General features: G+C 60.9%; 16 protein-coding genes and 1 other RNA gene. 9 read left to right on the top strand and 8 right to left on the bottom strand.

The genetic code is table 11. The annotated features are described in order from the left end of the window. Nucleotides 1-120: 120 nt before the first annotated feature. A complete protein-coding gene (locus tag J3P73_RS00975; RefSeq protein ID WP_024323179.1) occupies nt 121-660 on the top strand; it encodes an SH3 domain-containing protein in 540 nt (179 codons plus the stop codon). Here the strand turns inward: J3P73_RS00975 and J3P73_RS00970 are convergent. Next, a complete protein-coding gene (locus tag J3P73_RS00970; protein ID WP_130772083.1) occupies nt 653-1645 on the bottom strand; it encodes an adenosine kinase in 993 nt (330 codons plus the stop codon). The two genes, J3P73_RS00975 and J3P73_RS00970, sit on opposite strands and share 8 nt — an antisense overlap. Nucleotides 1646-2165: 520 nt before the next feature. On the opposite strand from J3P73_RS00970, the gene J3P73_RS00965 reads away from it, so the two are divergent. Further along, nucleotides 2166-3113 (top strand): AEC family transporter, encoded by a 948-nt coding sequence (locus J3P73_RS00965; RefSeq protein ID WP_130656727.1) that lies wholly within the window; start codon nt 2166-2168, stop codon nt 3111-3113. A gap of 69 nt (nt 3114-3182) precedes the next feature. On the opposite strand, the gene J3P73_RS00960 is transcribed toward J3P73_RS00965, so the two are convergent. Continuing rightward, nucleotides 3183-3746 (bottom strand): c-type cytochrome, encoded by a 564-nt coding sequence (locus J3P73_RS00960; RefSeq protein WP_018070383.1) that lies wholly within the window; start codon nt 3744-3746, stop codon nt 3183-3185. A gap of 154 nt (nt 3747-3900) precedes the next feature. On the opposite strand from J3P73_RS00960, the gene J3P73_RS00955 reads away from it, so the two are divergent. After that, the gene (locus tag J3P73_RS00955) at nt 3901-4656 is read left to right on the top strand and encodes a 3-deoxy-manno-octulosonate cytidylyltransferase (protein ID WP_018484623.1); all 756 of its coding nucleotides are present in this window, start codon (nt 3901-3903) and stop codon (nt 4654-4656) included. A 10-nt stretch (nt 4657-4666) separates the two neighbouring features. After that, on the top strand, nt 4667-5521 hold the full coding sequence (locus J3P73_RS00950) for a prephenate dehydratase (RefSeq protein ID WP_018070385.1): 855 nt from the start codon (nt 4667-4669) through the stop codon (nt 5519-5521). A 35-nt stretch (nt 5522-5556) separates the two neighbouring features. Here J3P73_RS00950 and J3P73_RS00945 read toward each other — a convergent pair whose 3' ends face one another. The 5 genes from J3P73_RS00945 to J3P73_RS00925 form a co-directional block, all read right to left on the bottom strand. Further along, nucleotides 5557-5925, bottom strand: a complete 369-nt coding sequence (locus tag J3P73_RS00945) for a VOC family protein (RefSeq protein WP_003555800.1) — start codon at nt 5923-5925, stop codon at nt 5557-5559. Nucleotides 5926-6118: 193 nt separating this feature from the next. Further along, nucleotides 6119-6376, bottom strand: a complete 258-nt coding sequence (locus tag J3P73_RS00940; RefSeq protein ID WP_018495780.1) for a hypothetical protein — start codon at nt 6374-6376, stop codon at nt 6119-6121. A gap of 144 nt (nt 6377-6520) precedes the next feature. Further along, nucleotides 6521-7216, bottom strand: a complete 696-nt coding sequence (locus J3P73_RS00935; RefSeq protein WP_018070387.1) for a helix-turn-helix transcriptional regulator — start codon at nt 7214-7216, stop codon at nt 6521-6523. Between the two features lie 4 nt (nt 7217-7220). Beyond that, a complete protein-coding gene (gene nudC / locus J3P73_RS00930) occupies nt 7221-8180 on the bottom strand; it encodes an NAD(+) diphosphatase (RefSeq protein WP_024323175.1) in 960 nt (319 codons plus the stop codon). Then, complete coding sequence (locus J3P73_RS00925; RefSeq protein WP_024323174.1) at nt 8177-8587, bottom strand: HIT domain-containing protein; 411 nt, start codon at nt 8585-8587, stop codon at nt 8177-8179. Before J3P73_RS00925 ends, nudC begins: the two co-directional genes overlap by 4 nt. An 89-nt stretch (nt 8588-8676) precedes the next feature. Between J3P73_RS00925 and ffs the strand changes: the two genes are divergently transcribed. From ffs to J3P73_RS00905, 4 genes are all read left to right on the top strand, one after another. Continuing rightward, nucleotides 8677-8773: signal recognition particle sRNA small type (gene ffs / locus J3P73_RS00920), an RNA gene on the top strand. A gap of 45 nt (nt 8774-8818) precedes the next feature. Beyond that, nucleotides 8819-10696: a DNA polymerase III subunit gamma/tau gene (locus J3P73_RS00915; protein ID WP_130774114.1), complete on the top strand. Its 1878-nt coding sequence runs from the start codon at nt 8819-8821 to the stop codon at nt 10694-10696. A 21-nt stretch (nt 10697-10717) separates the two neighbouring features. Next, entirely contained in the window at nt 10718-11041 is a 324-nt protein-coding gene (locus tag J3P73_RS00910; RefSeq protein ID WP_007634163.1) for a YbaB/EbfC family nucleoid-associated protein, read from the top strand. A gap of 259 nt (nt 11042-11300) precedes the next feature. Then, the gene (locus J3P73_RS00905; RefSeq protein WP_130772081.1) at nt 11301-11870 is read left to right on the top strand and encodes a hypothetical protein; all 570 of its coding nucleotides are present in this window, start codon (nt 11301-11303) and stop codon (nt 11868-11870) included. Nucleotides 11871-11922: 52 nt separating this feature from the next. On the opposite strand, the gene J3P73_RS00900 is transcribed toward J3P73_RS00905, so the two are convergent. Next, on the bottom strand, nt 11923-12540 hold the full coding sequence (locus J3P73_RS00900; protein WP_018070391.1) for an MOSC domain-containing protein: 618 nt from the start codon (nt 12538-12540) through the stop codon (nt 11923-11925). Nucleotides 12541-12597: 57 nt separating this feature from the next. On the opposite strand from J3P73_RS00900, the gene recR reads away from it, so the two are divergent. Further along, complete coding sequence (recR, locus tag J3P73_RS00895; RefSeq protein WP_003555792.1) at nt 12598-13203, top strand: recombination mediator RecR; 606 nt, start codon at nt 12598-12600, stop codon at nt 13201-13203. The last annotated feature ends 10 nt before the right edge of the window (nt 13204-13213 follow it).

Below are 13213 nucleotides of genomic sequence, written 5' to 3'. Positions count from 1 at the left end.
GCATTTTCTACCAGACCCGCACGCGAAGACAAACAAAACTCGCGGTGCAGCCGGGGAATGTCAGAGCCCGGACCGCGAGCAGGCCAAGCCTGCCGCGTATTCGAGCAAACGGAAACTTCCATGCGCAGCAAAGTCCTGAAGTCCTGCCTCGCCCTTGCCATCGCTCTGGCTGCATCCGTGGGAAGCGTCGAATTCGCCCATGCGCAGGCAGCCAAGGGGCCAAGCGGACTGCCATTGCCGCGTTTCGTCACGCTGAAATCCAAGCGCGTCAATCTGCGCATCGGTCCGGGAACGGATTACGCCGTTTCGTGGATGTACCTGAAATCCGGCCTGCCGGTGGAGATCATCCAGGAATACGACAACTGGCGCCGTATCCGCGATGCCGACGGCACCGAAGGTTGGGTCAACCAGTCGCTGCTATCAGGCCAGCGCGCGGCGATTGCCGCCCCGTGGATGAAGACCAAGGGCAAAGGCGTCTATGTCAATCTGCGCCGCGAGGCGCAGCCCTCCGCCTCGATCGTTGCCAAGCTGGAACCCGGCGTGATGATCACCATTGGCGAATGCAACGGCGACTGGTGCCGCGCCGAAACCGACGGCGCCTCGGGCTGGGTGGCGCAGTCGGAGATCTGGGGCGCCTATCCCGGCGAAGCCTTCAAATAAGCCCTGCCCGTTTGGCGGCCTCGGAAAGCGAGGTCATTGGGCGCGGGCCGATCTGCTGGATGACGATGCCGGCGGCCAGGCAGCCAAGCTTGCCGCAATCCTCGAGAGACCGCCCCTGCGTGTAGCCGTAGAGGAAGCCGGAGGCGAAGAGATCGCCGGCACCCGTCGTATCCACAACTTCCTTGATCCGGATCGCATCGACGTAAAAACGCTCACGGCCCGTCAGGATGACGGCGCCATTCTCGCTCATCGTCACGGCGGCGATCTTGCAATCGGCGGCGATCCTGTTCAACGCCTCCTCGAAATCGTCGGTCTCGTAGAGCGACAGCGCTTCCTGGCGATTGGCGAAGACGATATCGACCTTGCCGGAGCGCATCAGATCGAGGAATTCGCCGCGATAGCGGTCGACGCAGAAGCTGTCGGACAGCGTCATCGACACTTCGCGGCCGTTTTCATGGGCGATGCGGGCACAATCGAGGATGGCTTCCTTGGCGCGCGGCGGATCCCAGAGATAACCTTCGAAATAAGTGACCTTGGCGTCAGCCACGACGTCGGACTCGACGTCTTCCGGGCCGAGCTCGACGCAAGCGCCGAGATAGGTGTTCATCGAGCGCTCGCCATCCTCGGTGACGAAGATCATCGAACGTGCCGTCGGCGGGAAGGTGCCCTTGGGCCGGGTCTGGTAGTGGACGCCCTGGGCGCGGATGTCGTGCGCGAAGATATCACCGAGCTGATCTTGGGCAACATTGCCGAAATAGGCAGCGTTGCCGCCGAGATTAGCCACGCCCGCCGCCGTATTGCCGGCGCTGCCGCCGGAGGCTTCGAGCGCCGGTCCCATGCGCGAATACAAGAGTTCGGCGCGTTCGGCATCGATGAGGTTCATCGCCGCCTTGGTGATCTGGTTGTCAATGAGGAACTGGTCGTCGCAACGGGCAATGATGTCCACGATTGCGTTGCCGACTGTCAGAACATCGAATCTTGTCATGAAATGGGGGGTCCCGGAGTTTGTGATAGCCGGGGTTTGGTCTTAGCGAAATTTCCGCGGTTTGGAAGGATAAATGGTGGATGGCGCATCTATTTCTTCGCAAAAGTGCCGCCTATTCGTCATGTCCCTGTCATTTTCAAAATCTAGAAATCTTCGCAAGAAGACCGGCATGAGCAGCTTTCAGTTGCAGCCGGGCGCACGAGGGATGATCCCTTCGATCTTACCGGCGCGATGCTGACCACGGATGAACTGGCAGCTTCGTGATCCGGGTTTCCGGCAAGACCGGAGCGGAAAAAGCGGGCTGTGCCCGCTTTTTTTTGTTTTGCCGATGCGCCTGATTGGACGGCGATTGCCTTTTCAATCCAAGCCGTTTGCTGCTACTGCATAATTCCTTAAATCGGAATCGATTTAAGGATAAAATTATGCAGCAATTCAAAGTGCTACAGCGTCCTTTGCGCGTCTGAAAAGACGCGCGGCGCTGTAGACGTCGAATACTCCCCCGCGCAGAGCAGCCTCCCCTATGTCAGCCATCATTCTCGACGTCCTTCCCATCTTCATCCTGATTCTCATCGGCTGGGTGATCGTCCGCAGCGGGTTGATGGCGTCGAATGTCGGCGAAGCGCTCAGCGAATTCGTCTTCAAGATCGCCGTGCCGCTTCTGCTTTTCCGCACCATTGCCGAGGCGGATTTTCATGGCGCCTCGCCTTTTCGCCTCTGGATCGTCTATTTTTCCGGCGTTGCCATCACCTGGACTGCGGGCCATATCGCCGCCACACGCCTCTTCGGCCGCGACGAACGAATCGGCGTGCTGGCCGGCGTTTCCTCGGCCTTCGCCAACAATATCTTCATCGGTCTGCCGCTCGTCGAGCGGACCGTCGGCGACGAGGGGCTGGTGGCGCTGTCGATCCTACTTGCCGTGCATCTGCCCGTGATGATGGTCGCCGGCACGGTCCTGATGGAGCATGCCGAGCGCAAGATCGCCGGCAAAAGCGATCGCAGCATGGTGCTCGTGCTTCGCCAGATCGCTGTCAATCTCGTGCGCAACCCGCTGGTGATCGGGCTTGCGGCCGGCATGGCGATGCACCTTTCCGGTCTCGCCATGCCGACGACGGTGGCAACGGTCGTCGGGCAGATCGCAGGCATTGCCGGTCCGGCGGCGCTGATATCGCTCGGCATGGCGCTGGAGAGATACGGCATCTCCGGCAATCTCGGTATTGCCAGCGTCACTTCGACCTTGAAGCTGCTGCTGCTGCCCGGCTGCGTCTGGGCAGCGAGCCATCTCCTCGGTCTCAGCCCCGAGTGGACGGCAGCGATCGTGCTGACTTCCTCCGTTCCGACAGGCGTCAATGCCTGGCTGATCGCCAATCGCTTCGGCGTCGGTCACAGCCTCGCCGCCTCGACGATCACGGTGACGACGGCGCTCGGCGCCATCACGGTCTCGCTCTGGGCCTATTTCCTCGGTGCTTGAGCTGATATCCGCACAACGAAAAGCCGGGCTTGCAGGCCGGGCTTCGATGTCATGCGATTGTCTGCCGCGTCACTGCGTCGCGGTGTTCGGATCCGGCAGCGGCACAGGCGAATCGGCAAGCGTGTGCAGGTAGAGGATGACGTTGGCGCGATCCTGATCCTTCGCCAGACCGGCGAAGCCCATGGCAGTGCCCGGAACGTCCTTCTTCGGCGCCATCAGGAACTTGTTGAGATATTCGAAAGTCCACTTCTCGCTGCTGCCCTTGGAGAAATCCTTCATGGCAGCGGAATAGGCGAAGCCTTCATGCGAGGCGATCGGGCGATCTACGACACCAAAGAGGTTGGGACCGACCTTGTTCGGTCCCCCTTTGGTGCCGTCATGACAGGCCTGACACTTCTTGAAGACCGTTTCACCGGCCTTGGCATCTGCAGAAGCGAGCAATTGCGCGATCGGAACGGCAACGGCAGGCGCAGCCTCGCCACCAGCGGCGGGCGCCTCTTCGGCAACGATCGCGAAACCTTCCTTTTCCGGTGCTTCGGAATGGAAGATCCCTTCGGACGCGATGGAGACAGACATCAGAACGAAAATCGTTCCGAGCAGCGCCCCCACGGCCGTATTGACGTATGAATTCATCTGCAATGCTCCCCTTGCAGCCGGCAGACCATAAACCGGACCATCTTGAAATCGCGCGGAACCTATGTCTTTTGGTTGATCGTTGCAACTGTCTAAATGGTCTTGTGCGTGAGACTTTTTGACACTTTTCAGCCCGGAATAGAAGGCCCGAACAATGAGTGATTCAAATTTAGACGGCGTGCTCGTATTGATCCCGGCGCGCATGGCCTCCACACGGCTTCCGGGCAAGCCGCTGGCCGATATTTGCGGTCTGCCGATGATCGTCCAGGTGGCGCTACGCGCCAGGGAGGCAGCCATCGGCCGCGTCGTCGTCGCCGTCGACGACGCCCGAGTATTCGATGCCGTGGCCGCTGCCGGCTTCGAAGTCGTCATGACCCGCGTAGACCACCAATCGGGTTCCGATCGGATCTTTGAGGCGCTGACGAAAGTCGATCCGGACGGAAAGGCGAAAATCATCGTCAACGTCCAGGGCGATCTGCCGACGATCGATCCGGAAACGGTGCGCGCGGCGTTGCGCCCTCTCGAGAACGAGGCGGTCGATATCGGGACGCTGACGACCGAAATCGACAATGAGGAAGACAAGGCCGCGCCGCATATCGTCAAGATCGTCGGTTCGCCGATTTCCGACACCCGACTGCATGCGCTTTACTTCACGCGCGCAACCGCCCCTTACGGCAAGGGACCGCTCTACCACCATATCGGTCTTTATGCCTATCGGCGCGCGGCGCTCGAACGTTTCGTCTCGCTCGGTCCTTCGACGCTCGAAAAGCGCGAATCGCTGGAGCAGCTACGGGCGCTGGAAGCCGGCATGCGCATCGACGCCGAGATCGTTGACACGGTTCCGCTCGGTGTCGATACTCCCGCCGACCTTGAAAAAGCGCGGCGCATCCTCTCCGCAAAGTCGAACTGACGGAATCATCATGAACATCAAGACCAACAGGATCGCCTTCCAGGGCGAATTCGGCGCCAATTCCGACATGGCCAGCCGCGACATGTTTCCGACCATGGAGCCGCTGCCCTGCCAGACCTTCGAGGATGCGTTCACGGCGGTCGACAACGGCGACGCCGATATCGCGATGATCCCGATCGAGAATACGATTGCCGGGCGCGTCGCCGATATCCACCATCTGCTGCCGGAGTCGCGGCTGCATATCATCGGCGAATATTTCATGCCGATCCGCTTCCAGCTGATGGTGCTGCCCGGTGTCACCAAGGACGAGATCCGCACGGTGCACAGCCATATCCACGCACTCGGCCAATGCCGCAAGATCGTTCGCGCCAATGGCTGGAAGCCGGTGATCGCCGGCGATACGGCAGGGGCGGCAAAGCTGGTGAAGGAAACCGGCGACCGCTCGATGGCCGCCTTGGCGCCGCGGCTTGCCGCCGATCTCTACGGGCTCGAGATCATCGCCGAAAATGTCGAGGATACGGAAAACAATGTGACCCGTTTCGTCGTCCTGTCTCGCGACGAGGAATGGGCGCAACGGAATTCGGCGGAAGAAAAGGTCGTCACCACCTTCGTCTTCAACGTCCGCAACATTCCGGCCGCGCTCTACAAGGCGCTTGGCGGTTTTGCCACCAACAACATCAACATGACGAAGCTGGAAAGCTACCAGCTCGGCGGAAAATTCGTGGCGACGCAGTTTTACGCCGATATTGAAGGCCATCCGAACGATCCGAACGTGCGCCGGGCATTGGAGGAACTGCGCTTCTTTTCCGAGAAAGTGCGCATCCTCGGCGTCTACAAAGGGCATGCGATGCGAGGCCTGCTTTAGGACAGGCCTCACGCGCGCCTTAAATTATTTATCAATTATTTATCCGGCTCACAGACACGCAGCCGATGCCCGTCCGGATCGAGCACGACGAAGGTCGGACCAAAATCCAATTCGGTCAGTTCCTGGGCGATCGGCAGACCACGCTGGCGCCAGTCTTCGTAGTGCCTGGCGACAGCATTTTCTCCCTCGACCATGAAGGCCACTTCGCCACGGTTGCCGATGGCGGAAGGCTGCGGCTCGACCTTGCTGCGCCGCCAGAGACCGAGCGTGAAGCCGCCTTCAAGCGGAAAAGCGACGAAATTCGGCGCCTCCACGGCCGGTTCGCGATTGAGCAGGTTCCGGTAGAAGCTGGCGCTTTCACCCGGGTCCTTGACGTAAAGGATGATGAGATTGGGGCTGGTCATTTCGGTTCTCCCGTTGTTGTAAAATGGGGCCGAACGAGATCATCTGCTGACAGTTAATGGCAGCAGTGTGCTAAGGGCGCAGCGATCGCAACGCCCCGTTCTCGTCGGGCGGAATGTTGATAAGGATGGGCTTCCTAACGCGGTCGCGCATGTCGTTGTCGCAAAACCGCTGCATACTTTTGCGCGATATGCTTTAGAGCGGAAAACGGTCCTCGCAACGCGGGTCGCGTCCGTCGATGAAGCCGAGGTCGCGCTTCAGGTAATCCGGTGTCGCTTCAAGGTCGAGGCCGGTGCGGTCTCTGCGAAATCGGAAAATGTTCATGACCAGGTGCAGCAGGCCGGAGCGCGCTGACTGGCGGACATCGGCAAAAGTCTCGGCCGAAATGACATCGGCAAAGGACTCGGCTGCAAAACGGTCGTTGGTGAAATGAATGGCTGGAGGCGTTACCACGATCAGTACTCCTTCCCTGGCGCATCGGCACGATGCGCGGAACCTAGATGCTACAGCGTCCTTTGCGCGTCCGAAGACACGCGGCGCTGTAGTGGATTGGCACTGATAATAACCCTGGCTGCTGACAGTTTATGGCAGCAGCGTTCAGTTCTCGACCGGTACGTCCTGCGTCTCGCGCCATTCCTTGAGGAGCACCGTGCGGCGGCGCGGATAACGCACCTCGTGCAAGGCCATGTCGATGATGCGATCGGTGCGGAAATGGCGGAAATCCTGGCGTAGTTCGCACCAGGCCATGAGGACTCGCACATGCTCGTAATAGCCGAGCCCGAAAGGCCAGACGCGGCGGCGCGAGATACGACCCTGCTCGTCGCCATAATGCAGCTCGAGGATACGCTCCAGGCGGATCGCCTTGCGGATGGCTGAAACGTCAGCCTTGTCCTCGTCCCTGCGTTTGGGACCGACGAACAGCGCTGCCGAATCGATCATCTCGCGCATATCGGCCGGCAGCACGGCGGCAATCTTGGCCAGTGCGTCGGCGCCGGCGCCGGCAAGGCGCGGCTCGGCGGCGCGGGCCACCCAACGCGAGCCGAGCACCAATGCCTCGAGCTCTTCTTCGGAAAACATCATCGGCGGCAGCATGAAGCCGGGCTTCAGCACGTAGCCGATGCCGGCTTCGCCTTCGATCATCGCGCCCTGGGCCTGCAGGCTGGCAATATCGCGATAGAGCGTGCGCAGGCTGACGCCGGTCTCCTGGGCGAGCACGGTTCCAGTCACCGGCCGCCGGTAACGCCGGAGCGTCTGGAGCAGCGTCAGCAGCCGTTCCGAGCGGGCGACCGGCATGACGCTAGCGCTTCCACTCCACCCAGTCGCGCATCAGGCGGTGGGCGATCGCCCCTTTCGGCGGCGAGGCCTTGCCTGTCGCGCTCGGGCGTTCCAGCATCTCGATCGTTTCCTCGCGGGTGAACCAGCGGCAATCCTCCAGCTCGGTCTCGTCGCGGCTGATTTCGGTCGATTTCGCCTCGGCGTAACAGCCGATCATCAAGGAATGCGGCATCGGCCAGGGCTGCGAGGCGTGATAGCGGATGCGGCCGGTGCGGATGCCCGATTCCTCCAGCGTTTCGCGGCGCACGGCGTTCTCGATGGTTTCGCCGGGCTCGAGGAAGCCGGCCAGACAGGAATACATGCCGGGCGCGAAATGCGGACTGCGGCCGAGCAGGCAGAGGTCGCGCTGCTCGTCAACCGTCAGCATGATGACGACGGGGTCGGTGCGGGGGAAGATCACGTGTTCGCAGGCGGCGCAGACGCGCTTGTAGCCGCCGATGTGGATCTCCATCGCCGAGCCGCAGCGGCCGCAGAAGCGGTTATCGCCGTTCCAGCGGATGAGGCTTGCGGCCTGGGCGAATTCGCCGAGCAACACCTCGTCGATCAGCATTTCGCGAAACAGCGTGCGGCCGTCGGCAGGCTTGTAATGGCTGGTGAGGTCGTCGGCGTCGATGCCGACGGGAACGGCAAGGCGCGGCTCGCCGGTTTTTCGGTAGCCGAGAAGCACCGTTTCATCCCAATCCGGCTGCAATCCCTGCAGCTCGTAGCGGGCAAAGAGCGGATCGAGCACTTGGCCGTCATGCTTCAGCACCAGCTTATCCCTCGCGAAGGCGAAGATATGGGTACCTTCCTTGGCCAGCGCCTTTTCGACGGATTGTTCGTCGCGATGCTCGGAATCGCGATTGAGGTCGTTGGCGGCAAAGGCCGTGAGATTGCTGGGCTCCGGATGCGGCACATCCGAATCGAAAAGCGAATGACTCATGATGAAAGGGCTTCCCGCAGCTTCGCTGTAAATTCGTCTCTCTTTCCGTCCTCGTAGGGCTCCGCGCGCCCGAAGCCCCAGACGGGACCCGGCCAGTTCGCATCGCCTTCGAAGCGGGCAATGACATGAACATGAAGCTGGCGGACGATATTGCCAAGAGCCCCGACATTGATTTTTGTCGCGCCGGTGATTTCCTTCAGGGCCTTGGCGACCAGCTCCGTCTCGAAGGCAAGCAGCACCTGGTCGAGCGGCGTCAGCTCGAAGATTTCGGTGATATCGGCCCGGCGCGGCACCAGAATCAACCAGGGCCAGCGGGCATCCCTCGACAATCTCAGATCGCAGAGACCGGTGACCATGATGCTGACGCTGTCGTTTTCCAGCCGAGGGTCGAGCGCGAAACCTTTCAAAGGGCATTCTCCTCATGTTTTCCAACGACTAGCAGTTTTTTTGCATGTTGGCTTGCTTTTGATGACGATATTGCCGATATGTGCATCCGGGAGGTTGGTGGTGGACGAGCCACTCGCCAACCGGGTCAGGTCCGGAAGGAAGCAGCCCTAACGAGCCCGGCACGGGTCATCGTGCCAGCCTCCCACCTTCTCTCCACGAAGTGCCCGACGATCCGGGCGACAAGCAGGGCGATGAGCGACACCGAGCGACAATCAAAAGATGCCGCCTCGACGGGCACCGGATACCGGGTGCTGGCTCGCAAATACCGCCCCAAGGATTTCACGGACTTGATGGTCGGCCAGGAGCCGATGGTCCGTACCCTCACCAACGCCTTCGAAACCGGCCGCATCGCGCAGGCCTATATGCTGACCGGCGTGCGCGGTGTGGGCAAGACGACGACGGCGCGCATCCTGGCGCGGGCGCTGAACTACAAGACATCAGAAATCGACAAGCCGACGATCGACCTTCGCACGCCGGGCGAACACTGCCAGGCGATCATGGAAGGCCGGCATGTCGACGTGATCGAGATGGATGCCGCCTCCCATACCGGTATCGACGACATCCGCGAGATCATCGAGCAGGTGCGCTACCGGCCGGTTTCGGCGCGCTACAAGGTCTATATCATCGACGAAGTGCACATGCTGTCGACGCAGGCCTTCAACGGGCTTTTGAAGACGCTGGAAGAGCCGCCGGAGCATGTGAAGTTCATCTTCGCCACCACCGAGATCCGCAAGGTGCCGATCACCGTGCTGTCGCGCTGCCAGCGCTTCGACTTGCGCCGTATCAGCGCCTCCGATCTCGTCGGGCTGTTCACGACGATCGCGGCCAAGGAAGGCATCGAGGCGGAGCCGGACGCGCTGGCGATGATCGCGCGTGCGGCCGAAGGCTCGGCGCGCGACGGCCTGTCGCTGCTCGACCAGGCGATCGCCCATGGCGCAGGCGCCGTTCAGGCGGAAGCCGTGCGCGGCATGCTCGGCCTTGCCGATCGCGCCCGGATCGTCGATCTCTTCCAGCATATCGTCAAGGGTGATGTGGCCGCAGCCCTCGGCGAGTTCCAGAACCAGTACGAAGCCGGCGCCAACCCGGTGGTGGTGCTGACCGATCTTGCCGATTTCACCCATCTGGTGACGCGGCTGAAATATGTGCCGGATGCGGCAAACGATCCTTCGCTCAGCGAGGTCGAACGCACCAAAGCGGCGGAATTCGCCAAGGGCGTTGCGGTGACGACGCTGTCGCGCATCTGGCAGATGCTGCTCAAGGGCATTCCGGAAACGGAAGGCTCGTCGCGGACGGCAGGGGCAGCCGAAATGGTGCTGATCCGGCTTGCACATGCCGCGCATCTGCCCGCGCCCGAGGATGCGGCGCGCCGGCTTGCCGAATTTTCCGGCGACAATGCCGGCCCACGGCCCGCGGCCCCGCCGTCCGGCAATGGCGGCGGCAACGGAACAAGGGTTCCCTATCAGAGCGGTGTCGCCGCGCGTGCAACGGAAACCGCGCCGAGCCCGCCGCAGCCTTCGGCGCCGGTGGCGATGCTGCGTGCCGTGCCGAGCAGCCAACCTGAGACCTTGCCTGTCGGTCGGATCGAACCAAAACCGGCGGAAGCCCTGAAGCCGCTCGTCCCGGTCAATTCGGTCAATGATATCGTCAACCTCGCCACCGAGAAGCGCGACCCGAAGCTGAAGGCGATGGTGCGCACCTTCCTGCGCCCCGTCCGGATCGAAGCCGGCCGGCTCGATGTCAGCCTGGCTCCCGGTGCGCCGACGACGCTGCTCAACGAGCTTGCGGTCAAGCTGAAGGAATGGACCGGCATCCATTGGATCGTCAGCCTCAGTCGCGACGAGGGCCAGCCGACGCTTGTCGAAGCGGAGGCCAGGACGCGGGAACAGCATGTGATCGACGCGCGCCAGGACCCTGACGTGGCGGCGATCCTTGCGCATTTTCCCGGTGCCAAGATCATCGACGTGCGCGTGCGGGCGCCCGAACCGGAGGAAGAAGGCGAGGCGACGCCGCCGGCCGCCGCCGAATCCGAGGAGGGTGACATCCTGCCGGGCGACGACATAGAATTCTAAGTTTCAACAAGGAGCGAGACGATGCGCGACATCATGGGCATGATGGGCAAAGTCAAGGAAATGCAGGCCAAGATGGAGCAGATGCAGGCGGAGATCGCCGAGCTCACGGCCGAAGGCAAGGCGGGCGGCGGCCTCGTCACCGTCCTCATCTCGGGCAAGGGCGAGCTGAAGAGTCTGAAGATCGATCCGTCGCTGTTCAAGGAAGACGACGTCGAGATCCTCGAGGACCTGATCGTCGCCGCTCACAAGGACGCCAAGGACAAGGCCGAGGCGCTCGCCGCCGAGAAGACCAAGGCGCTGACCGCCGGTCTGCCGATCCCGCCGGGCTTCAAGCTACCGTTTTGATAGCGGGCAATTCGGTCGCATTTTCGTTTTCTTCGAATTGCAGAGATATTCCAAAGCGTGTCGCATCGAATTGATTCATGCGATGCGCTTTATTTGTTTTGACACATATCGCTATCGCGGAGTCTCTGCACACTTTCCAACGACATGCATTTATCTCCTTGTTTTCAAGCAATTGCCGACTCAAAACCGCGCCATAGTTTTGCTGGAATTGCTCTCATATTTTCGGCAAGTAGTTTCATAGATCTCCATAAGGTTTTTCATGAAGATTGTCGGCGTTTTTCGCCTTTGTCTCGCCGCAGCCTTAGCCATGCCGACGGTTGTCAATGCAGGCCAGTGCGATCGCAGCAAGCGTGTTTATGTCTTTGATCAGTCTAATCCGGGCGACGACACCAAAATCTTCTACAAGGCGCGCACCGGAGAACACCCATTCTATGCGGAACTAATAAAGTTTGAAACGTGGCGAAAATCCAAACTCGTTTGGTCTATCGACGGCGTTGTGATATGCAGCGATGTTCTGCCCATGTGCAATTTAGACTTGCCTTCTTCCAAGAAAAATAGTGATAAATCCGTATCTTACGAGTGTTTCAAGGAAATCGATGATCCGGCAGCACCCAATGAACCAGCGGTACCGTTCCTGATCCCCGTCACCGAAATTTTCTCCGGCGAACAAACGCCGTACATCGCCTTTGGCAATTTGACCGCCTTCTCGCTGGCCTGCAGCAAGCACATGGGGGTGCACATTAAACGGAAGGAGTTGCTAACCGAGGACGAACGGAAAAATGGATTCGTGTTGCCTCCTTTTGTTCGGCTAGAATCATGCCAGGAATAGATCGCCGTCCGCCAGAACCGATGCGGTCGTCATTGTCGCTGGCGGACAGTCCTTATATGCCGGGCTCCAGCATCGCCCGCAGCTTGTAATGAATTGGGGCTGCGAGGTATCGCGCCCGATCCGTCTCCGAAAGCCGCCCGCCGAAAGTCTCCATCAACTCCGGCATCGTGACCTTCTCTCCCGCAAAGGCTTGATGCTCCACGGGCATTCCGGCCTTGACCACGCCGCACCCAATGACGCGGCAATAGATGCCGGGACGGGCGGCGGCGGCGTAACGCTTGACGAATTTCGGATCGGCCATCCTGGCGGCGAAGGTGGCGCAGGGCATACGGCATGATGTGACTTCGAGGACGAGATCGCCGGTGAGGAAACGGTCGCCGACGGCGACGTCGCGATTGTCGAGATCCGATATCACCATGTTTTCGCCGAAGGTGCCGGGTTCATAAGGCCGGCCGAGCTCCCTGCTCCACCAGTCGAGCGTCAGCGATCCCTCGACATAAACAGCCTGCTCGACGCCGCCATGGTGTTTGCGGTTGCAGATGGCATCGCCGACAAGGCCTTCGGCATCGATCATCACCGCGCCACTGACGGCATGTTTGAAGATGCCGGTCTTGTAGCTCTTGCCCGGCAGTCTTTCGGGATCGCCGGTGCACAGCGCCAGGATTTTCATGGGATGGCCAATCCTTCCGCGATTCCGTTTCCGTTCCATATCAGTTAAGAACGGCGCATGGCAAAACGAGTCACCGGCCCCGAAATCGAAAAACTCATCCAGCTTCTGGCGAAGGTGCCGGGCCTTGGGCCGCGCTCGGCGCGCCGGGCGGCACTGCATCTGATCAAGAAGAAGGACCAGTTGCTCGGCCCGCTGTCGAATGCAATGGGCGAGGCCTATGACAAGGTGAAGATCTGCTCGCGCTGCGGCAATGTCGATACGGTCGACCCCTGCATTGTCTGCACCGACACGCAACGCGATCAGTCCGTCATCATCGTCGTCGAGGACGTATCGGATCTCTGGGCGCTGGAGCGGGCAGGCGCGATGAACGCCGCCTACCACGTACTCGGCGGCACGCTGTCGCCGCTCGACGGGGTCGGTCCTGACGATCTCAACATTCGCGGGCTGATCGACCGGGTCGGCGAAGGCGGCATCCGGGAACTGATCATCGCGGTCAATGCCACCGTCGAGGGACAGACGACGGCGCATTACATCACCGACCAGTTGCAGGGGCTCGACGTGAAGATCACGCGGCTGGCGCATGGCGTGCCGGTCGGCGGTGAGCTCGACTATCTCGACGAGGGTACGCTTGCGGCGGCACTTCGGGCGCGGACGGTGATATGAGGGGTTTGTT

Origin of the sequence: Rhizobium ruizarguesonis (assembly GCF_017357285.1) — a bacterium.
GTDB lineage: Bacteria > Pseudomonadota > Alphaproteobacteria > Rhizobiales > Rhizobiaceae > Rhizobium > Rhizobium ruizarguesonis.
This window is presented reverse-complemented; position numbering and strand designations above follow the sequence as displayed.

Coding starts and splice junctions, on each gene's coding strand:
- J3P73_RS00900 (WP_018070391.1), bottom strand. CDS start 12,540: ATGAAAATCCTGGCGCTGTGCACCGGCGATCCCGAAAGACTGCCGGGC.
- J3P73_RS00960 (WP_018070383.1), bottom strand. CDS start 3,746: ATGAATTCATACGTCAATACGGCCGTGGGGGCGCTGCTCGGAACGATT.
- nudC (WP_024323175.1), bottom strand. CDS start 8,180: ATGAGTCATTCGCTTTTCGATTCGGATGTGCCGCATCCGGAGCCCAGC.
- J3P73_RS00955 (WP_018484623.1), top strand. CDS start 3,901: ATGAGTGATTCAAATTTAGACGGCGTGCTCGTATTGATCCCGGCGCGC.
- J3P73_RS00965 (WP_130656727.1), top strand. CDS start 2,166: ATGTCAGCCATCATTCTCGACGTCCTTCCCATCTTCATCCTGATTCTC.
- J3P73_RS00935 (WP_018070387.1), bottom strand. CDS start 7,216: ATGCCGGTCGCCCGCTCGGAACGGCTGCTGACGCTGCTCCAGACGCTC.
- recR (WP_003555792.1), top strand. CDS start 12,598: ATGGCAAAACGAGTCACCGGCCCCGAAATCGAAAAACTCATCCAGCTT.
- J3P73_RS00950 (WP_018070385.1), top strand. CDS start 4,667: ATGAACATCAAGACCAACAGGATCGCCTTCCAGGGCGAATTCGGCGCC.
- J3P73_RS00905 (WP_130772081.1), top strand. CDS start 11,301: ATGAAGATTGTCGGCGTTTTTCGCCTTTGTCTCGCCGCAGCCTTAGCC.
- J3P73_RS00910 (WP_007634163.1), top strand. CDS start 10,718: ATGCGCGACATCATGGGCATGATGGGCAAAGTCAAGGAAATGCAGGCC.
- J3P73_RS00915 (WP_130774114.1), top strand. CDS start 8,819: ATGAGCGACACCGAGCGACAATCAAAAGATGCCGCCTCGACGGGCACC.
- J3P73_RS00975 (WP_024323179.1), top strand. CDS start 121: ATGCGCAGCAAAGTCCTGAAGTCCTGCCTCGCCCTTGCCATCGCTCTG.
- J3P73_RS00970 (WP_130772083.1), bottom strand. CDS start 1,645: ATGACAAGATTCGATGTTCTGACAGTCGGCAACGCAATCGTGGACATC.
- J3P73_RS00945 (WP_003555800.1), bottom strand. CDS start 5,925: ATGACCAGCCCCAATCTCATCATCCTTTACGTCAAGGACCCGGGTGAA.